Annotated in this window: 15 protein-coding genes; 4 read left to right on the top strand and 11 right to left on the bottom strand. The window is 42.3% G+C overall.

Going from position 1 to position 21761, the window contains the following annotated elements:
* Positions 1-101: 101 nt before the first annotated feature.
* The 7 genes from rraA to priA form a co-directional block, all read right to left on the bottom strand.
* Positions 102-626 (bottom strand): ribonuclease E activity regulator RraA, encoded by a 525-nt coding sequence (rraA, locus tag PR767_RS20090; protein WP_004907040.1) that lies wholly within the window; start codon positions 624-626, stop codon positions 102-104.
* Between the two features lie 119 nt (positions 627-745).
* The gene (locus PR767_RS20095) at positions 746-1669 is read right to left on the bottom strand and encodes a 1,4-dihydroxy-2-naphthoate polyprenyltransferase (protein WP_198642131.1); all 924 of its coding nucleotides are present in this window, start codon (positions 1667-1669) and stop codon (positions 746-748) included.
* A gap of 187 nt (positions 1670-1856) precedes the next feature.
* Positions 1857-3191, bottom strand: coding sequence for an HslU--HslV peptidase ATPase subunit (gene hslU / locus PR767_RS20100; RefSeq protein WP_004265302.1), 1335 nt, complete (start codon positions 3189-3191; stop codon positions 1857-1859).
* A gap of 11 nt (positions 3192-3202) precedes the next feature.
* A complete protein-coding gene (gene hslV, locus PR767_RS20105; RefSeq protein WP_004265304.1) occupies positions 3203-3733 on the bottom strand; it encodes an ATP-dependent protease subunit HslV in 531 nt (176 codons plus the stop codon).
* A gap of 166 nt (positions 3734-3899) precedes the next feature.
* Positions 3900-4706 (bottom strand): cell division protein FtsN, encoded by an 807-nt coding sequence (gene ftsN, locus PR767_RS20110; protein ID WP_109912967.1) that lies wholly within the window; start codon positions 4704-4706, stop codon positions 3900-3902.
* 73 nt (positions 4707-4779) lie between these two features.
* Positions 4780-5808: a DNA-binding transcriptional regulator CytR gene (gene cytR / locus PR767_RS20115; protein WP_004907050.1), complete on the bottom strand. Its 1029-nt coding sequence runs from the start codon at positions 5806-5808 to the stop codon at positions 4780-4782.
* A gap of 342 nt (positions 5809-6150) precedes the next feature.
* The gene (priA, locus tag PR767_RS20120; RefSeq protein ID WP_198642132.1) at positions 6151-8349 is read right to left on the bottom strand and encodes a primosomal protein N'; all 2199 of its coding nucleotides are present in this window, start codon (positions 8347-8349) and stop codon (positions 6151-6153) included.
* 218 nt (positions 8350-8567) lie between these two features.
* Between priA and rpmE the strand changes: the two genes are divergently transcribed.
* A complete protein-coding gene (gene rpmE / locus PR767_RS20125; protein WP_004265313.1) occupies positions 8568-8783 on the top strand; it encodes a 50S ribosomal protein L31 in 216 nt (71 codons plus the stop codon).
* Between the two features lie 262 nt (positions 8784-9045).
* Here the strand turns inward: rpmE and metJ are convergent, their stop codons facing one another.
* Complete coding sequence (metJ, locus tag PR767_RS20130) at positions 9046-9363, bottom strand: met regulon transcriptional regulator MetJ (protein WP_004265315.1); 318 nt, start codon at positions 9361-9363, stop codon at positions 9046-9048.
* A 315-nt stretch (positions 9364-9678) separates the two neighbouring features.
* On the opposite strand from metJ, the gene metB reads away from it, so the two are divergent.
* The 3 genes from metB to ppc all read left to right on the top strand — a co-directional run bounded on the left by metB (position 9679) and on the right by ppc (position 16335).
* A complete protein-coding gene (gene metB, locus PR767_RS20135; protein WP_272520862.1) occupies positions 9679-10839 on the top strand; it encodes a cystathionine gamma-synthase in 1161 nt (386 codons plus the stop codon).
* Positions 10840-10850: 11 nt separating this feature from the next.
* A complete protein-coding gene (locus tag PR767_RS20140; RefSeq protein WP_004907068.1) occupies positions 10851-13292 on the top strand; it encodes a bifunctional aspartate kinase/homoserine dehydrogenase II in 2442 nt (813 codons plus the stop codon).
* Positions 13293-13695: 403 nt separating this feature from the next.
* Complete coding sequence (gene ppc, locus PR767_RS20145; RefSeq protein ID WP_109912971.1) at positions 13696-16335, top strand: phosphoenolpyruvate carboxylase; 2640 nt, start codon at positions 13696-13698, stop codon at positions 16333-16335.
* A 72-nt stretch (positions 16336-16407) separates the two neighbouring features.
* On the opposite strand, the gene gadC is transcribed toward ppc, so the two are convergent.
* The 3 genes from gadC to PR767_RS20160 all read right to left on the bottom strand — a co-directional run bounded on the left by gadC (position 16408) and on the right by PR767_RS20160 (position 21735).
* On the bottom strand, positions 16408-17958 hold the full coding sequence (gene gadC / locus PR767_RS20150; RefSeq protein ID WP_004907073.1) for a glutamate:gamma-aminobutyrate antiporter: 1551 nt from the start codon (positions 17956-17958) through the stop codon (positions 16408-16410).
* 112 nt (positions 17959-18070) lie between these two features.
* Complete coding sequence (locus PR767_RS20155) at positions 18071-19471, bottom strand: glutamate decarboxylase (RefSeq protein WP_272520863.1); 1401 nt, start codon at positions 19469-19471, stop codon at positions 18071-18073.
* A gap of 851 nt (positions 19472-20322) precedes the next feature.
* Positions 20323-21735 (bottom strand): hypothetical protein, encoded by a 1413-nt coding sequence (locus PR767_RS20160; RefSeq protein ID WP_272520864.1) that lies wholly within the window; start codon positions 21733-21735, stop codon positions 20323-20325.
* Between the last annotated feature and the right edge of the window lie 26 nt (positions 21736-21761).

Below are 21761 nucleotides of genomic sequence, written 5' to 3' on the forward strand. Positions count from 1 at the left end.
GCTGTAGGGTTTAGAGAAACTTTCGTCATACCTCGCGTAGTAGAGTATAAAAATAAGGGCTGCAAATTATTGCAGCCCTTATTTATAGAATTTTTAACGGATTATGCGTCGATATTGTCATCTTCGATAAAATCGTCGTTCTCAGACGGGATTAATGGCTCTTCAGAAAGAATAATGCCAGTATTATCGGCATAAAGGTAATCACCTGAGAAGAAAGTGACGCCGCCGAAATTAACGCGGATATCACTTTCACCGATGCCTTCATCTGGGCAACCTGCAGGCATCGCCGCAATAGCTTGAATACCGAGGTCAAGCTCCATTAGTGCATCCACCTGACGGACGGCACCATAAACCACAATGCCTTCCCAGTGGTTATCAACGGCGAGTCTTGCAATTTCAGCATCAATGAGTGCCTTACGGACAGAGCCGCCACCGTCAACCAGTAGAATGCGCCCAGTGCCGTCTTCTTCCAGCAAATCATACAGTAGGCCATTATCTTCAAAGCACTTAACTGTAATGATTTGACCGCCAAATGAAGTACGTCCACCAAAGTTGGAGAAAAGGGGTTCTACCACATTAACGCTTTCTTGGTAAATATCGCAGAGTTCGGAAGTATCATATTTCATAGGAGTTAGGTCTTTTTTGCTGCAAGAGGTAGCCAGTATATCCCTTTTCAACAGTACTTGGCAAAGTTAGCCGCCTAAAAATAGGCGGAAAAAGTCAAAAAAACGACAAATAGTGACTGTTATTTGCTCATTACAACGCCAATGGAGAATAAAACGTTGGTCACGAGTGCAGCTTTCACCATATTTTCGAGTAAAGGACGCATGCCTTCTGGGGTAGGGTCACTCAGAACGCGGCGTAAATGGTTCATTAGCATCGGTACGGCTAATAAAAATAACCAACCACTCCACCCGTGCAAGTAAATTAGGTTAAAAAATGCCAAACATAAAATTGCCGCAACAATAATAATGGTGTGATAAATTCGAGCTCCTTGGGGACCTAAACGTACCGCTAAGGTGTTTTTACCTGCTTTAATATCATTTTCGATATCACGCATATTATTGATATTCAGTACTGCGACAGAGAGCAACCCACAGGCAGTTGCGGGCAGGACAGTGATGATATTAAAACTATTAGCTTGTAAATAATAAGTCCCAATAACACTTAGCCAGCCAAAGAAAATTAAGACAGAAATATCCCCTAACCCTAGGTACCCATAGGGTTTTTTGCCAACGGTATAGGTAATTGCAGCAACGATAGCAATAAGGCCTAATACGACGAAACCAATGGCGTCCTCTGGCTTTTCACATGCGACAATAATTAATAGTAAGCCAGAAAGGCAGGCCGCTGTAATATTTAGCTTGAGCGCCTTTTTCATGTCCGCTTGCGTGATAACACCTTTTTGCATACCACGTAATGGACCAATACGTTCTGCTGTATCAGAGCCTTTGACTGCGTCACCATAGTCATTCGCAAGGTTAGATAAAATCTGTAATAAACCCGCCGTGATGAGTGCTAATAAAGCGACGGGCCATTTAAAATTATTAGTTAAATAAGCGAGTGCAGAGCCTGTCACAATCGCAATCACCCCTAAAGGTAGGGTTTTAGGGCGGAGACTTTCAATCCAAGCTTGTTTACGACTTATTGTTGTGGATGTCGACTGCATGCAGTTACCTATAATTCAAACTCTTTAGAGATGTGTTCTTAATAATTTAATAGCCCATCATATAGAGAGATACCTGAGTATTTTCAATGTAATGGGCAGAATATTTAATAGAAAAAAGTGCAGCGATAAAAGCTGCACTTTAGTCGATGTATATTAAGGATACATGAAAACCAGATAATTAATAAGATTATAAAATAAATCTACTCAGGTCTTCATCCGCCACCAGCTCATCTAAGTGCTGTCTGACATAGTCTGCATCGATTTGGATAGTTTGCCCGTTACGGTCACTGGCATCGAAAGAAATATCTTCCATTAAACGCTCAAGCACGGTGTGCAAGCGACGAGCACCAATGTTTTCGGTTGACTCATTGACTTGCCATGCGGACTCCGCAATTTTACGAATACCGTCAGTCGTGAATTCAATATTCACGCCTTCTGTTGCCATCAGCGCTTTATACTGTTCAGTTAATGAGGCATTTGGTTCCGTCAAAATACGCACAAAATCTTCAGTTGTCAGCGCTTGTAATTCAACACGAATTGGCAAGCGACCTTGGAGTTCAGGGATCAAGTCTGATGGGCTCGAAACTTGGAACGCACCTGAAGCGATAAACAGAATGTGGTCAGTTTTGACCATGCCGTGCTTAGTCGAAATGGTGCAGCCTTCGATTAATGGCAGTAAATCGCGTTGAACCCCTTCTCGAGAGACATCTGGCCCTGAGCTTTGGCCACCACGTTTACAAATTTTGTCGAACTCATCGATGAAGACAATACCATTTTGTTCAACTGCTTCAATCGCTTGTTCTTTTAGCTCTTCAGGGTTGACTAATTTAGCCGCTTCTTCTTCAACTAGCAGTTTGAATGCCTCTTTGATTTTCATCTTACGTGGCTTCTGCTTTTGGCCTGCTAAGTTTTGGAACATGGATTGTAACTGGTTCGTCATCTCTTCCATGCCAGGAGGCGCCATAATTTCAACACCCATAGGGGATGCAGCGACTTCAATTTCAATTTCTTTATCGTCTAATTGGCCTTCACGTAATTTTTTACGGAATGCTTGGCGAGCAGGGGAATGCTCATCCGTTGGTTCAGACTGCCCCCAGTTATTTTTTGCTGGTGGAATAAGAACGTCCAAAATACGCTCTTCAGCCATTTCTTCGGCACGATAGCGATTCTTTTCAATAGACTGTAAACGCACCATTTTAACGGCGGAGTCAGTTAAATCGCGAATAATCGAGTCAACTTCTTTACCGACATAGCCGACTTCAGTAAATTTAGTCGCTTCGACTTTAATAAATGGCGCATTGGCTAATTTCGCAAGGCGGCGAGCAATTTCAGTTTTACCCACCCCTGTTGGCCCAATCATCAAAATATTTTTTGGGGTGACTTCGTGACGTAACACTTCATTTAACTGCATACGGCGCCAGCGGTTACGCAGAGCAATCGCAACAGAACGTTTGGCTTTATTCTGGCCAATAATATGATTGTCGAGTTCGCTGACAATTTCGCGTGGAGTCATTTCGGACATACTAGCAATCCTTATGATTTTGAAGAAATTTCTTCAAAGTTGACATTATGGTTGGTGTAAATACAGATATCACCTGCAATAGCGAGTGCTTTTTCAGCGATCTCTTTGGCGCTTAAGTCTGTATTTTCTAACAAAGCACGTGCGGCTGATTGCGCATATGGGCCACCGGAGCCAATAGCAATTAAGTCATTTTCCGGTTGAACCACATCACCATTACCCGTAATGATCAGTGAAGTGTGTTCATCGGCGACAGCTAACAAGGCTTCTAACTTGCGAAGCATGCGGTCAGTGCGCCAATCTTTAGCAAGTTCAACGGCTGCTTTCGTTAAATGGCCTTGATGAAGTTCGAGTTTGCGCTCAAACAGTTCAAATAATGTGAATGCGTCTGCGGTGCCACCGGCAAATCCGGCAATGACTTTGTCGTTGTATAAACGGCGAACTTTGCGGACATTGCCTTTCATGACGGTATTACCCATCGTCGCCTGTCCATCACCACCAATTACGACCTGGCCATTACGGCGAACACTTACGATTGTTGTCATGAGTTAGCCCCTGGTTTATTACAAAAAAATGCGGTTGTATGTGATTTTCAAAAGAATAAATTCAAGTGATAGTTGTCTAATTAACTATCACTTGAACTAGGTTGAAGCCACAAAGTACCGCTCATGAGTACATTAAAACAGTACATGGGGGGGAAGGAGGAATTTTTCAACCCCCAGAAGCACGAAGAATACAACCGGAAACACCTGCACTTGCTGCTCGGTCACGCATTTTTTCGGCAGTTGACTTGGAATAAGGCCCTAAAACGATACGGTGCCAACCTCCACCTGCGCTTACACGGCTTTCAATACCTGAGAATGCCAAAGTAGCTTGCACAGACTCGGCTTGTTCTGCTGTACGGAATGAACCACATTGAACAACCATATTTTGCAAGCTGTTTGTCGGTTTAGTGCTTGGTGCCGTTTGTGGCTGAGCTGCGGGCGCGGTTGGTTGAGCCTCAAGTTTTGGAGGGATATTGACCGCTGGTTTACGTTGTACTGGCTCGACAGGTTGAGTTGGCTCATTGATGAGCACTTGGGAGCGCGGTACTGGTTTACCGTTTGCAGGGATTTCTTGCAAGTTAGTGACAGGCTGGCGTCTGTCAGAATCAATTTGTTCTAATAGCTGGCGCTGTTCAGGTGTTAAATCTGATGGGCGCACAATATTATTGCCAGTACTCGGTTGTTGAATATTTGGCATATCCACACCACGACGTTCGAGCTCTTTAATATAGCGCCAACGTTCTTCAGGCTTTGGTGGAAGCGTACTTCCCGGTGTTGTTGGTGTGACAACTTGGGGGGGCGGTGTGTCCTTTTTATTTTGAGTGATATAAAACAGGCCGCCAACAAATAGCACGACAATTGCCACAGCAACAACCAATGTTGTCATTGGTAGTCCTTGTGCTTTCTTTGATTTACCTTTGCTTTTTTTACGGGCGGATGAGCGCCCCCGAGCTACATAATCTTTTTGTGCCACGCTATTAATTCACTAGTTATCAATTGTTCGTCATCATTTGGCTTAACATGTTACTTAACCCGAGCAACTTTGACTAGCTTTTAGGCGCTTTTGTGCTCTCTCTGATGATTAAATCAGAATCTAGGAGACGTGAACCCGGGTTTACATTGTGTCCATGGATTTGCTCAAGCAGTAATTGCATCGCATGATGACCAATTTCAGCACGAGGTTGATTAATAGTTGTTAGGGCTGGCAAGGTGTATTTTGATTGCTCTAAGTTATCGAAACCAACAAAAGAAAGGTCATCAGGGAGCTTCAAGCCCATTTTTTTCGCTTGCCACATCGCACCAATCGCCATGATATCACTGTGACAAAAGATAGCAGTAGGTGGTTCGGGAAGTGACATTAATGTTTTCACGGCTTCAGCGCCACCTTCATGGGTAAAATCGCCACGAATAATATAATTTTCACGCAATTTTTCGCCTGTGCGCAACATGGCTTTTTTATAACCTTCTAAACGGTATTGACTTAAAGGCATATGATCAGGGCCTGCAATACAAGCAATCAGTTTATGGCCTTGTTTTTGCAGGTAATGTGTCGCATTAAATGCAGCCGTGAGGTTATCGATATGCACAGTAGGCAGTTTTAGCTCAGGCGCAAATTCATTTGCCATCACTATCGGAGGAAGGTTTTTCTGCTCTTCCGTTGAGATATCGAACGGAATATTGGAACCCAGTAAAACCATACCATCAATTTGTTTAGTAATAATGAGATTAATAAAAGCATTTTCTTGTTTTTCTTGGTGTTTACAGTCTCCAATCAAAACAAAATAGCCTTCTTGAGCAGCGATTTCTTCAATCCCGCAGACGACATCACTAAAGAACGGATCGCGGATATTGGGAACAAGCACAAGAATGGTTTTTGATTCATTGCGCTTATAGCTTCTAGCAAGGTTATGAGGATAATAACCAACATCCATCACCGCTTGTTCGACTTTTTGGCGTGTTTGCAAAGAAACTTTTTCCGGGTTCATGAGTGTTCTTGACACCGTCGCTGTCGAAACGCCCGCGGCACTAGCAACATCTTTCATCGTTGCCGTGTTATTGTGTTTTTTACTTTCCACAACGCCTTCCTTAGATTGATTTAATCGTTTGCTTTTTTTGAATGGCGCAAGTACGTCATTATTAGTAGCTATTCTAATTGGTTTCTCAATAATATCTGTTACCTAGTTTGCATAAAAAGTGTGACTTGCGTCATTTTTTAGAGCTGCTTCGCAAATTTTGAAAATAATTCTAAGGGTAAAAAGATAAATGAAACTCAATGTGTGTAAAAAGCGCTCAATTTAGTTGTTTAGCATTATAGGGTAAATAATTCAAAGTTATCAATATGCTGCAAAGACAATATTGGTTATAGCCTATAAAGTTAAATGGCTAGATAAAATGAATCCTTTAACATTGTTCATGGGTTAACAATCAGTTGGGTCCACATCAATATTCCATTTTACTTTGCGGCTTTCTGGTTGTTGAAGAATTTCTGGTAACAGTTTCGCCATAAACTGTTGTAAATAAAGTCGCGAAGGGTGTTGCAATAGCAATTGCCAGCGGAATCGGCCGCCACGTTTAGCTTGAATCGACGGCGAGGGGCCTAAAATCCACATTTTTGCATCACTTTGTGGGTGTTGAGTTATATATTGCCGCACATTTTGCAGAAATTGACGCGAATCTTGGTTATTGTGATCTTCTGAGCGGATCAGTATATGGTTGGTGTAAGGCGGTAGCATGGCGATTCGGCGCTCTTCCATCGCTTCTTGGGTAAATGCGTTGTAACCCTCTTCAAGCAGTGTGAGCAACAGTGGGTGTTCGGGATGGTGGGTCTGTAAGAACACTTCACCTTGTTTACCGGCTCGCCCTGCTCGGCCAGAAACTTGTACGTATAATTGAGCAAACCGTTCGGCTGCACGAAAATCACTCGAGAACAAAGCTCCGTCAACATCTAATAAGGCGACTAAGGTGACATCAGGGAAATGGTGGCCCTTGGCTAACATCTGTGTGCCAATAAGAATGCGAGCTCCTCCTTCATGTACTTGATTTAAATGTTGTTCCAGTTCGCCTTTACGGCTCGTGGTATCACGGTCAATACGCGTAACGGGAGTGTCAGGGAACAGTTCACAAATACCTTCCTCAAGTTGCTCAGTTCCCATTCCAACAGGCACTAAATGCGTTGAACCACATTGTGGGCATTGATGAGGAACTGGGCGCTGGCTGTCACAATGGTGGCAGCGTAATTGATGGAAATTTTGATGCAAGGTGTAATAGTGGTCACAGCGCTGGCACTCAGCAATCCATCCGCATTCATGGCAAATTAATGCTGGGGAATAACCACGGCGATTTAAAAATAAAATCACCTGATTATTTTGTGCAAGGTGTTCTTTAATATGTTGAATTAATAAGTGAGAAAGGCCAAATTTTAGTGGCTGGCCTTTTAAGTCAATAAGATGTTGAGCCGCAGGGCGTGCATTACCGGCACGAATAGTGAGATTTAATTGCCGATATTTATGTTGCTGTACATTTAGTAAGGTTTCTAACGATGGCGTCGCAGTGCCCATCACAATAGGAATATTGTTCTTTTTAGCGCGAAAAACGGCTAAATCACGTGCATGATAACGCCAACCATCCTGTTGTTTGTATGAGCTGTCATGCTCTTCATCAATAATAATAATGCCAAGGTGGGCGAAAGGCGTGAACAGTGCCGAACGTGTACCAATAATAATGGCATTTTGACCTTGCTTGGTGCGTAGCCAAACTGCTAAACGTTCGCTATCGTTCAGCCCTGAGTGTAAAACATCAACAGGTGCATTGAAGCGCTCACGAAAGCGGCTGATAGTTTGTGGGGTCAAGCCAATTTCAGGCACCAAAACTAAAGCTTGTTTACCTTGAGCAAGAACATTTTCCAATACGCTCAGATACACTTCTGTTTTACCGGACCCCGTTATCCCTGCGAGCAGCCATGGCGAAAATTGGTTATCTTCAGCGCGTATAGCACCGACAGCGGTGGCTTGCTCACTATTAAGCCGCAACCGTTCACCGCAAACTGTAAAGTTTGGTTGCCATTTTTCGCTCGTCGGTTGAACGGGATGTAACTCAATATAAGCTTTCTTTTTCAGTGCTTGTAGAGCACTTTCACTGATTTCAAGCTCATTCACTTGATGGCGATAAACGGGTCTACGACGTAAAAGTGCGAGGGCCTGCTGTTGTTTTGGGGAGCGTTTTAGCTCATTAAGGTCAACGGCTAAGCCTTCATCTGTCACTTGCCATTGCCAAATAGGGGTAAATTCTGCAGGTTTACCTTGGCGCAATAGAGTGGGTAATGCGTGGAATAGTACTTCGCCAATTGGGTAGTGATAGTATTGGGAAGACCACAATAATAGTTGCCAAATATCATCAGGGAAGAGCGTTTGATGGTCGAGAACCAGTTCGATAGCTTTTAATTTATCTTCAGCAAACTCGCTTTTATCGCTGTGTTTTACCACAATACCTAGGGCTTGACGCTTGCCAAACGGCACCATAACACGGCTGCCAATCACTGGCAGTGGCATGTTATCAGGAAGGCGATAATCAAATGTGCGGTTTAATGGGACAGGTAAAGCCACCTGAACGACGATCATATCTGGGTTTCCGTCTATTTTTTATGCGATAATGCGCGCGATTGTTGACTAGAGTACCACAAAATTTACTCAGTTTTCATTGCGTGATAAACAGAATTTCTGTATGATCCGCCGCCTTTGGTATTTATTTTTACCAATATATTAAATTCAATCAACACGACGTGTGGTGTCCGGCGTTAGGGCTGGAATGGCGACACGGCCTTAATAGAGGTTCTCCCATGAAAAAAGGTATTCACCCTAAATACGAAGAAGTTACTGCAACTTGTTCTTGCGGTAATGTAATGAAAATTAATTCAACTGCTGGTCACTCGCTGAACCTGGACGTTTGTGGTAACTGCCACCCGTTCTATACTGGTAAACAGCGTGATGTTGCGACTGGTGGTCGTGTTGATCGCTTCAACCAACGTTTCAGCATCCCAGGTTCTAAAAAATAATCGAACTTGTGAAATGCGAAAAAAGGGAAACTGAGTTTCCCTTTTTTAATGCCCAAAATAAGCGTTTTTATGTCTAAATGAAGAAATTAGAAGTGATAAACGACACCGAGCATGATGTCATTACTGCGTACTTTGACTTTAGACTTGAGCGTATCGCCATTATAGTTATAGCTATCTTGAATAAAACATAAGGAAAGGCACTACGTCGCAAGGTTTGCGACGTAGTTAAAACTTTGAGGCACGTAATGGCGACTAATTAGGATTAATATTCCCACGTTTCAGGGTCGATACCTAATTCGCGCATGATTTCTTTTGCGGCTTCAGGGATCTCGTCATTACGTTCTTTACGCAAGTCTTCATCATTTGGCAGTGGTTGGCCTGTGAATGCATGCAAAAATGCTTCACACAGTAATTCACTGTTAGTGGCATGACGTAAGTTGTTGATCTGACGGCGAGTACGCTCATCAGTTAAAATTTTTAGTACCTTCAAAGGAATAGATACTGTAATTTTCTTTACTTGCTCACTCTTTTTGCCATGTTCAGCATACGGACTGACATACTCACCATTCCATTCAGCCATGGGTTACCTTGGATATTTTCAGTAATAATTAAAAATAATATACATATTCTTTTTAATAGGAACTTATTCTAAGCTCTAAATCGAGAATATCTGCATATATGTTCGATGAGAATTCACTTATTTTAATACAAAATAATGTTTAAAATTAACAAGTTAAATCCACTTATGCGATTGACTATCAATTTACACATAATTATTAAGGCTGATTATTCCATTACTTGATATAAACGTAAAGAGGTTTAGACGTCTAGATATGTTGACGTCTAAACATCCGATGGGTATGATTTGGCCTATCACTGTTCAGGAGAAGCGTTTATGACTTACAAGCCGTCAACCATCGCAATTCATAATGGATTAAATGATGACCAACAATTTGGTTGTGTTGTGCCTCCCATTTATTTGTCTAGCACCTATAACTTCACTGATTTTAATGAGCCTCGCGCACATGACTACTCACGCCGTGGAAATCCAGGTCGCGATATTGTGCAAAAAACATTGGCACAGCTTGAGGGGGGGAGCGGCGCAGTAATGACCAACAGTGGGATGTCAGCGCTTCATTTACTCTGTACTGTTTTTTTACAGCCCGGTGATCTATTAGTTGCACCTCATGATTGTTATGGTGGAAGTTATCGGTTATTTAATAGCCAAAGTCAGCGTGGGGCTTACCAAGTGCAATTTGTCGATCAAAGTGATGAATCTGCATTACGAGCTGCGCTCGCTAAACAACCTAAATTAGTCTTAATTGAAACACCCAGTAACCCATTATTAAGAATTTTTGATATACAGCATATTGCTCAATTAGCGCATGATGTTGGCGCGTTAGTGGTTGTCGACAATACATTTTTAAGCCCTATCCTCCAGCAACCACTGTCATTAGGGGCTGACTTTGTTGTGCATTCATGTACAAAATACCTTAATGGTCATTCAGATATTGTGGCTGGTGTAGTGATTGCCAAAGAGGAAAAATGGGCAATAGAATTAGCGTGGTGGGCGAATAATATTGGTGTCACTGGGGGCGCTTTTGATAGCTACTTATTATTAAGAGGCATCCGAACTCTATCCCCTCGTGTGTTACAGCAACAGCAAAACGCACAAGAGATCGTAAAATATCTTAAATCGCAGCCTTTAGTGAAAAAATTGTATTATCCTGCATTGGAAGATCATCCTGGGCACGAAATAGCGCTGAAACAACAAAAAGGTTTTGGCGCCATGTTGAGTTTTGAATTTGCAGGTGATGAGTCACAACTTCGCCATTTTCTTCGCTCACTTAGCCTGTTTACATTGGCGGAGTCATTGGGTGGGGTGGAAACATTGATTTCCCATACTGCGACAATGACGCATGCAGGTATGTCAGCAGAAGCTCGTGCGCAAGCGGGGATTACAGATAGCTTGCTAAGAATTTCAGTGGGGATTGAAGATCCTCAGGATTTAATCACAGACTTAGATCACGCATTTCAGGTTGCGGGACAACGTTAGCGGAGTTTTTGATGAGTGTACTAACAGCGGTTGAGGTGGCTCCTTGTCACCGTCAGTTACATAAGTTTGGGGGCAGTAGTTTAGCCGATGCGAAGTGCTATCAACGCGTTGCAGCAATTATGGCGAACTATAGTCAACCTGGTGATTTAATGGTGGTTTCTGCCGCGGGTAGTACAACTAATCAGTTGATCAATTGGTTAAAATTAAGCCAAAGTGATCGTATTTCGGCTCATCAAGCTCAACAGTCGTTACGCCGCTATCAACTTGATTTAATTGAATCTCTTTTACCGGAACAAAAAGCCGTAGAATTAAGCCAATTATTTATTCACGATTTAGAGCGTTTAAGTGCGTTGTTGGATAAACCGACTAATGATGCGACTTATGCAGAAGTGGTAGGGCACGGTGAAATTTGGTCTGCGCGCCTTATGGCTGAGGTGCTTGCACAGGCCGGCATGACGAGTGCTTGGTTAGATGCGCGTTTATTTTTACGCGCTGAGCGTGCGGCACAACCGCAGGTCGATGAAACACAATCGCGTTATTTATTGCAACAACAGTTAACTCAGTTACCGAACCGACGTATTGTTGTGACAGGTTTTATTTCGCGTAATCAGCAAGGTGAGACGGTACTGCTTGGGCGTAATGGGAGTGACTATTCCGCAACACAAGTCGGTGCACTGGCAGATGTGGGAAAAGTAACGATTTGGAGTGATGTCGCTGGAGTATATAGCGCTGACCCTCGTAAAGTGAAAGATGCCTGTTTATTACCCTTATTGCGCCTAGATGAAGCCAGTGAATTGGCGCGCTTAGCGGCTCCTGTTTTACATACACGCACTTTACAACCCGTTTCCGTGAGCAATATTGATTTGCAATTAAGGTGTAGCTATCAACCGGAGCAGGGCTCAACAAAAATTGAACGGGTACTTGCGTCAGGAGCAGGGGCAAAAATCGTGACTAGCCATGATGATGTGTGCTTAATTGAATTGCGCATCGCTGCTGGCCGTGATTTTAAACAAATCTGCAAAGATGTGGATTTATTACTTAAGCGTGCTCAATTGCGTCCTTTGGCGCGTGGTATTCATCATGACCGCTCTTTGCTGCAATTATGTTATACCTCTGAAATTGTCGAAAGTGCCTTAAATACCCTTGAAGAAGCCGGGTTGCCGGGGTCATTATCATTACGTGAAGGTTTTTCTTTGGTTGCACTAGTCGGTGCAGGTGTGTGTAAAAAGCCATTACATAGCCACCGTTTTTATGAGGAATTAAAAGGGCAGCCTGTTGAATTTATTTGGCATTCAGAGGATGCCATCAGCTTAGTCGCTGTTTTGCGTTCTAACCAAACAGAGCACTTAATTCAAGGGATGCACCAGAGCTTATTCCGTGCAGAAAAACGCATTGGTTTAGTGTTATTTGGTAAAGGGAATATTGGTGCGCGTTGGTTAGAACTTTTTGCTGCGGAGCAATACAAGATTTCGGCACGTAGCGACTTTGATTTTGTCTTAGCAGGTGTAGTAGACAGCCGCCGTAGTTTGCTGAATTACCAAGGGATTGACCCCAGCCGTGCGCTGGCTTTCTTTGATGACGAAGCTGTAGAGCATGAGGACGATAGCCTATTTTTATGGATGCGTTCCCATCCTTATGATGATTTAGTGGTATTAGATGTCACCGCAAGTGAGACACTGGCAGATAACTATGTGGATTTTGCGAGTTATGGTTTTCATGTGATCAGTGCAAATAAAATTGCAGGTGCGGCGCAAACGGCACAATATCGTCAAATACGCGATGCGTTTTCGAAAACAGGTCGTCACTGGCTATATAACGCAACAGTAGGTGCAGGGTTACCGATTAACTATACGGTACGGGACTTAAAAGAAAGTGGTGATTCGATCCTGGCTATCAGTGGTATTTTTTCTGGAACGCTATCATGGCTATTTTTACAGTTTGACGGTTCTATCCCATTTAGCGAGCTAGTAGAGCAAGCTTGGCAGCAAGGGTTAACTGAACCAGATCCACGCATTGATTTATCAGGGCAAGATGTCATGCGAAAATTAATTATTTTAGCCCGTGAAGCAGGTTATGACATCGAACCCGATGATGTGAGAGTGGAATCTTTAGTACCGAAACAGGCTCAGACGGGTTCACTCGATGAGTTCTTTGAAAATAGCGCCATTATTAATGAGCAGATGCAGCAACGTTTAGAAGCGGCGCAAGAACTAGGGTTAGTGCTACGCTATGTGGCACGGTTTGATGCAGTAAAAGGCAAAGCGAAAGTCGGTGTGGAAGCCGTGAAACCGGAACATCCGCTGGCCTCATTATTACCGGGTGACAATGTGTTTGCTATCGAGAGCCGTTGGTATCGAGACAACCCATTGGTGATCCGTGGGCCAGGAGCAGGCCGCGATGTGACCGCTGGCGCTATTCAGTCGGATCTCAACCGGCTCTCTCAACTTTTATAATCATTTTTCAGGTGTATTGGTGTTCTTGGTGGTATTGAGGGCACCGATGCATTATGAATATTTTTAATTTACCCCTTCATTTTCTGTTTTTTATTCTGATGATTTAATTCTTAAACATTATTCATGTCTTAAAAGTGCTGAATCGACGATATATTGCGCTGAAACAATACTTAAATAAGAAAAATTAATAAAAATAAAGCTGTAATTAAATTTCAGAAAAATCCCCCAAAGTCATTTTTTTCTGATATGAATATACACTGAAGGGTAAATTTAGCGGCCTGCATCACAAAACGACAACTCTAACGCAGCCGACTGAAATTTTGTTACAGGAAACTGGGTGCAGTCTGTTAACCGTGAACCGTGCGGGAATGCATTCTGCCAGAAGCACAAGGTCAGGAGTCTCATGAATCAGCAATATTCCGCAATGCGCAGTAATGTCAGTATGCTGGGTAAGCTACTCGGCGATACCATCAAGGAAGCCTTAGGTGAGGACATACTCGACAAAGTTGAGTCCATTCGTAAGCTTTCCAAATCTTCCCGTGCAGGTAATGAAGTTCAGCGCCAAAAACTGCTGATGACATTACAAAATCTTTCTAATGATGAATTGCTACCCGTTGCAAGGGCATTTAACCAATTCTTAAACCTGACAAACGTTGCTGAGCAATATCACAGCATTTCGCCTCACGGTGAAGCGGCAAGTAATCCAGTGGCATTGAAAAATCTGTTTAGCCGATTAAAAGGCAAAAACTTCACGGATGGCGATATTCAAAAAGCGGTTGAACAGCTTTCAATTGAGCTGGTTTTAACAGCTCACCCAACGGAAATTGCCCGCCGTACGTTGATCCATAAACTGGTTGAGGTAAACAACTGCTTATCACAACTCGACCATGATGATATTGCAGATTATGAACGTAATAATATCATGCGCCGCTTACGCCAATTAGTGGCACAATCATGGCATACCGATGAAATTCGTAAAATTCGCCCAACGCCCATTGATGAAGCAAAATGGGGATTTGCCGTTGTTGAAAATTCATTGTGGGAAGGGGTGCCCGCTTTCTTACGTGAATTTAATGAACAGTTGGAAGACTCAATCGGCGCGGTATTACCCGTTGAAGCGAATCCAATCCGCTTTACCTCATGGATGGGAGGCGACCGTGATGGCAACCCGAACGTGACTGCGGATGTGACTCGTCAGGTGCTATTACTGAGCCGCTGGAAAGCGGCGGACTTATTCCTCAAAGATATTCAAGTGTTGGTTTCAGAGCTTTCAATGACAGAAGCAACCCCAGAGCTGCGTGCGCTAGCAGGGGGAGATGACGTTGATGAGCCTTATCGCCAAATTGCGAAAAATTTACGTAGCCAATTATTCTCGACATTAGAGTATTTAGAGCGCCGTGTTAAAGGCGAGCAAGTTTTACCACCAGCAGACTTATTGGTAGACAACGCCCAGTTATGGGACCCGTTATATGCATGTTATCAATCATTAATTGCCTGCAATATGAAAATCATTGCGAATGGTCAGTTGTTGGATACTCTGCGCCGTATTCGTAGCTTTGGTTTGCAACTGGTACGTATTGATGTCCGCCAAGAAAGCACTCGTCACACTGAAGCCATTGCAGAGCTAACTCAGTATTTAGGGTTGGGTGATTACTCACAGTGGTCAGAAGAGGAAAAACAACAATTCTTGCTGGCAGAGCTACAATCGTTACGCCCACTGATCCCTCAAGACTGGCAACCGAGCGCAGAAACACAGGAAGTATTTGAAACTTGCCGTGTGATTGCGAAAGCCAAAAATGATTCTATCGCAGCTTATGTTATTTCAATGGCGAAAGTTCCGTCAGACGTGTTGGCGGTAAAATTGTTGCTGAAAGAGAATGGAGCATCAGTCCGTTTGCCAGTAGCGCCACTATTTGAAACACTGGAAGATTTGAACAACGCTGAAAGCGTGATGACCAAGCTTTTAAGCATTGAGTGGTATCGCGACCTTATTGATGACCGCCAAATGGTGATGATTGGTTACTCCGATTCGGCTAAAGATGCAGGGGTAATGGCGGCGTCATGGGCGCAATATCGTGCACAAGATGCACTCATTAAGTTGTGTGAGAAAGAAGGTGTCACACTGACATTATTCCATGGGCGTGGCGGTACAATTGGCCGCGGCGGTGCACCTGCACATTCAGCATTACTTTCTCAACCACCAGGTAGTTTAAAAGGTGGGCTGCGGGTAACAGAACAAGGCGAAATGATCCGTTTTAAATTCGGCTTGCCACAAGTCACGATTAGCAGCCTTGCCTTATACGCGAGTGCAATATTAGAAGCGAATCTTTTACCACCACCAGAGCCAAAAGATGAGTGGAAGTCCGTGATGGATTCACTATCTGATGTGTCTTGCGCGATGTACCGTGATTATGTGCGTGAACAACCGGATTTTGTCCCTTATTTCCGCGCTGCGACGCCTGAACTAGAGTTAGGTAAATTACCGCTTGGGTCACGTCCTGCAAAACGTAGACCAACGGGTGGCGTGGAAACTTTGCGTGCTATTCCATGGATCTTTGCATGGACGCAGAACCGTTTAATGCTTCCCGCATGGCTAGGCGCTGGTGCAGCACTGAAACATGTCATTGAGAAAGAAGGCAAACAAGCTGTTCTTGATGAAATGTGGCAGCAGTGGCCATTCTTTAATACACGTATTGCGATGTTAGAAATGGTTTATGCAAAAGCAGACTTATGGCTGGCAGAATATTATGACCACCGCTTAGTGGAAGAGCGCTTATGGCCATTAGGGCAAAAACTACGTGACCAGTTGTCTGAGGATATTAAAAGCGTATTGGCGGTTTCGAAAGACGAAGCGCTAATGGCGGATTTACCTTGGATAGCAGAATCTATCGCGTTACGTAATGTCTATACCGACCCATTAAACGTCTTACAAGCAGAGCTTTTACATCGTTCTCGCCAACAAGAGCACCCAGACCCACGTGTCGAGCAAGCCTTGATGGTAACGATTGCAGGGGTTGCTGCAGGTATGCGTAATACGGGTTAGTTTGTTGATTTTTAAAATACTTGAATAATATGAGGGCTACCAAATGGTAGCCCTCATTATTTTTACAGGGTATTACGAATTGGATGAGCCATCATCTGGTTTATCATGATGAATCAAGTGATATGTAGAGCGAGCTCGAGGGTGAATAAAGAAATGGTTAGCTGGCGCATTGTGCGTTTTGATATGCACCATCGCGACATTCGTTTTCTTACCTTGTTTGTTATGGAAAGCATAAATCACAAAGGGAAGTAAGAAAATAATCACAAAGCTAACCGTAAGTAATGTCACATAGGTATTATCACTCGCCCCCTCAGGTAAAGAGCTCGGTGGGAAAAATGAAACAATAAAGGCTAAGATAGAAATAATGAAGCCAACTAATGCGACGAGAACTTTAACGCCTTTTCCTCCGGGAATATTAAATGCACGTTTTTTCTCTGGTTGTTTGCACACTAAATGCATGTAACCGAGAAATAGCATGAAATAGCTACATAAATAGATAACTACGGTTAAGGCGAGCGCAATAAGGAATGACATATTGCCACCGCCCCCAGTATTGGTGAGGACAATAATTGCCACTGTCGTGATCAGTAATTGGGAAATTACCAGTGTTACCGGCACGCCATTTTTATTCACCTTGGCAAAGCTTTGCGGCAGAATGCCTTTCTGTGCCGCGACATACATACCGCGGGATGGCCCCACAATCCAAGAAGCAATCTCAGCCAGCACACCAAGTAATAATAATGCAGCAATAATTCTTACGGCCCATTCAAGGGAGGAATTAAAGTGTGTGACAAGCACATTGAATGTCTGTACTACACCAGCAGATAAATTAATTTCACTGTTTGGGATCACGGCTGCCACCGATAACCCACCAATTGAGCTTAAACAAATTGCCGCTATCATGAGTAAAAACATCGCTGCGGGGTAATCTCGGCCGGGGTTTTTCATCTCATTGACGTGGGTTGCGGATGCCTCAACACCCATATAACTCAAAATAAAGGCAACAAATACCACTAGTGTACCAATTTTGGTGAAATCAGGAATAAAAGTTTCAGTACTAATTTCAATTGCTAATGGTGAGCCGCTAACTAAATAGCTGATCGCTAAAAAGACTAAAATTAGAGCTGGGAGCAAAATACCTGCGAAGAAACCGATTTTTGCAATGGTTGCCGTGTATTTGGTTCCACCAAATTGAGTGAAAGCCAATACCCAGAGAATAACAAGCGCCCCTATCGTTTTAGTGATTGGGTCTGTATTAAGTTCTGGCCAATTTAAAATATAAGACAGTGCCCCTAAGACGAAATACAGCATAGGAATAAAGCCAATTGCTATTTGTAAATAACCAAATGAAATGGCGGCAAATCCCCAGCGTTCGCCTAATGTGTTAGAAACCCATGCAAATACACCACCTTCCTCCCAACCTTCCACGGTTGCCATTTCTGCGGCACACAAGGCGACAGGAATAAACCACAATAATCCTCCCAATAGCAGGAAAAATACGAGGCTAAAGCCAGATGTCGCAAATGTTGGATATTCATAAACGGCCATCACCATCGATGCGGTAATGGCAAAAAAGCCGAGTAATGTGAGCTGTTTTGCGGCTGGAGCTGTCGTTGTTGCCATACGAGTTCTCCTCAAATCGATAAACAATCAGCCTTTGCTGGGCGGATCTCAGTAGGAGCCAAAGAACTTAAGGCTCTTTGGCTCGTTAACAACACAATCATGAATAAAAGAATTAACTGTGATTAAAACCGCCGCCTTCTTCTTCTGTTAGCGGTAGATTGACGGGGTGCTTGTCGAAATATTCTAAGGTACGTTTGAAGTCATCAATCAGTAATGCCGCTAAATCTAAACTGACCCCATGACGTACTAGAATACGTTGAATAACAAGGTCTTCACGGTTTGCTGGCATGGAATAGGCGGGAACTTGCCAGCCGCGACTACGCAGTTTGTCTGCGATGTCATAGAGGGAATATTTGCTGGTGGTTGTGCCTTCTTTTAGTTTCCAGGCTAATGCCGGGATACCCGTTTGGCTATCACCATCAAAAATCATTTCAAATGGCCCTAATTTTTCAATTTCACGGCTGAGATATTGTGCGGTTGCGTAGCAAGCGTTGTGGATTTTTGCATAGCCTTCGCGACCTAGTCTCAAGAAATTATAATATTGAGCAATGATTTGGCCACCAGGACGAGAGAAATTGAGTGCGAATGTTGGCATGTTGCCACCTAAATAATTCACATTAAAAATCAATTCTTCTGGGAGATCTTTGGCTTCACGCCAAATTACCCAGCCAGCGCCTAATGGGGCTAAGCCGAACTTATGACCTGACGCATTAATGGATTTTACGCGTGGTAAGCGGAAATCCCATTCTAAGTCTGGCGCACAGAATGGGGCTAAGAACCCGCCACTCGCCCCATCCACATGGATAGGGATATCCAGCCCAGTCTCTTTTTGCAGTTTATCGAGCGCATCATGTACGGCTTTAACGGGCTCATATTGGCAGGTAAATGTCACCCCAAGCGTTGGTACGACACCAATGGTATTTTCATCGACGCGTTTGAGTACCTCTTCCGGTGTCATGATAAGGCGGTCGCCTTCAAGTGGAATTTCTCTCAGTTCAACATCGAAATAACGGGCAAATTTGTGCCAACAGATTTGAACTGGGCCACAAATTAAGTTGGGTTTATCAGTCGGTTTCCCTTTAGCAGCTTGTTTTTTACGCCACTGCCATTTTAGCGCGAGCCCACCAAGCATTGCAGCCTCTGAGGACCCGATGGTTGAACAACCAAGGGTATTTTCTGCATCTGGTGAATTCCATAAATCTGCTAACATATGTACACAGCGGTTTTCAATTTCAGCCGTTTGTGGATATTCATCTTTGTCTATCATGTTTTTGTCGATAGACAAATCCATCAAATCACGAATTTCATCATCTACCCATGTCTGGCAGAATGTCGCTAAGTTTTGGCGTGAATTCCCATCTAACATTAATTCATCGCGTACTGCACTAAATACATTACGTGGTGCTTGTTCCTTCAATGGAAATTTGGTTTTTGGTAATGATTTGGATAATTCTAATGATGCGTAGACATCATCCATTCCATTGTGTTTTGAATTTAATGCATTATTACTCATGTCTTAATTCCTCAATAACCATGTGGTAATTAAATAGTATTAATTTTGAGCTCAATATTAAATATACGCTGACTTTTGAAAAATTCAAAAGCGTTCAAATAAAAAAGATAATTTAATGAAAAATGTCATAATTAGAAAGTGATAGTGGAGTGAATGATGGTTTGTGATTGTTTTTTTGATAGATAATTTTATCAAAGGGTGATTTGTGTTTATAAGATGATACTAAAAACTGCATAATTTAACTGAATTATTACATTTTTATGGTTTTTATTTCTATGAATTTAGCTTTTTAGCTATTTTTATTTGATTTTACATGGGGCGATAATTGAAGGAGAAATACATGATTATTTGTGGGGATTTAATATTTCAGTAATGTTAAATTCTGTGGTTGATATTTAAGCGATAATTTTCATTATATTAAAAATTAATTTATACCATTAACCGTTAAATATATTTATTGCGGTAAGATAAACTTGAATATAGAAGATAATAACACTGGTTTTATTATGGATATGTGGGTCGGAAAACTAATCAGTTTCGATATCACGTCAATGTATTTTTGTAAAAAACAGAAGCTTTTTTGTAAACAATAAATATAAATAGCCAGTTCCGGATAATTGATGATCTTTATTTTTAAGCTAACTAAAGTAGTGCTAGCTAACCAATAGCATATCACGAGCGGCAAATCACATATGCTTTCTGAGCGGCTTGTAGGCACAATGAACGAAACAGATTCATGTATTGGATTTATTTCAATATAGATAGGAACCGCCATATACGAAGCCGTACATACATTGGTGTGAAAGGATGGCGGAGTGATCCCGCCTTCTGCTCGATTAGTGACTTGCTTTCTACTGATCCCATCTTTTCCATTCTTTTTTTGGCGTGATGAACTCACGAATTTTACCATTGGCTTTTAAGCTAGCAATTTTCTTATTAGTTGCCTCTTCTTGAGCTAATTGTTCTGGAGTCGGTGGAATATACTGGGTTGCATTTAAATAGGAAGCCCTAGTGCCGCCATTAAGTTTGTAACCACTGATTTTAGAAACCATAGTATCTTTGGTTCCATGTTGTTCTGCATACTTGATTAAGCCATCAGCAACTCCCTCTTTCCATGGTTGCATGTCGTAGTAAGGTACGGCGCTTTTTAAGGATAAATACTCACTAAGTGACTGATCACCGCTCATCATGCCGGAATCAGCCAAGCACATGAAATCCTCAAAAATATTTTTGGGGAGGGATTCAGTTACAACAATATTAATTTGTCGGTTTCCAGTACCTTTAAGCTCAAAAAGTTTTTCTAATTTTCCTTGCTCTGTATCTGCAAGATATAATTGTGCTTTTGAAAATAACATTGGCGAATCAAATTTCCCTGCTTCTTTTTTTATCAGTATTTCTTGTAGGGCTGAGGAAACAGTTTCTTTACCGTCAAAGTAGTATTTTGTATGCCTATCAAATTCTTCTATATTGAAATCATCACGATAACAATTGGCTAGCTGGCGTATCACAATAATAAAATTTGTATCTTTATTATCATGCTGTGTTTCTACAAGTTTATTAGCAATGAACAATTGTGCACTATGCATGGGGAGTTTGGCTTGTCGGTACACAGGTTCAGCACTGAGATAGGCTAAATAGTGGTGGGTATCTTTTGCTAACGATAAATTATAACTATCCATTAAGTTGGATAACTCATATTTGAAACGGTGTTTAATATTATCTATCTGTTTCTGTTCTGTTACTAAATAACCTATCCCATTATTTAACCCTAAGTTATAAGCGCGGATATTTTTAAACCCATTATGACGTAGGTGCTTTATACATTCTAGCAGTTTACTGTCTTGAGGACGGACATCCATTTCATCAAGGATCATTACTTTTTGTTTGTTAAAATCAAGGTGTTGACATAGCCACGTGATACAAAACTCAATTTGTTGAGGTTCCAGCGTGCTAATTGGAGTAATAATAAGTAATGGATTTCTCAATTGGTCAATTGAATTAAAAGTGGGGTCATTTAACGACAAATTACGACAGTCCATTTTTGCAATATCGTCAGCATTCATTGAAATGATGGATACTCTGCAGCCATCATTTAATGCAATGTTTGCGACTTTATTACCCAGTGCTTTATCCCCACCTCCATTCATATAGGGATTAATAATCACGACATCCCGTTGTTCAAATGATCCAGTAGGGAATGCGGCTGTTTTAATCGAGGTGGATGGTGAAGTATTCACCGAAGAGATATTGGACGCAACTTTCATATTTAATACTCATTGTTGGAATTTTT

It is taken from the genome of Providencia sp. PROV223 (assembly GCF_028479245.1).
In the GTDB taxonomy this organism is placed as follows: Bacteria; Pseudomonadota; Gammaproteobacteria; order Enterobacterales; family Enterobacteriaceae; genus Providencia; species Providencia rettgeri.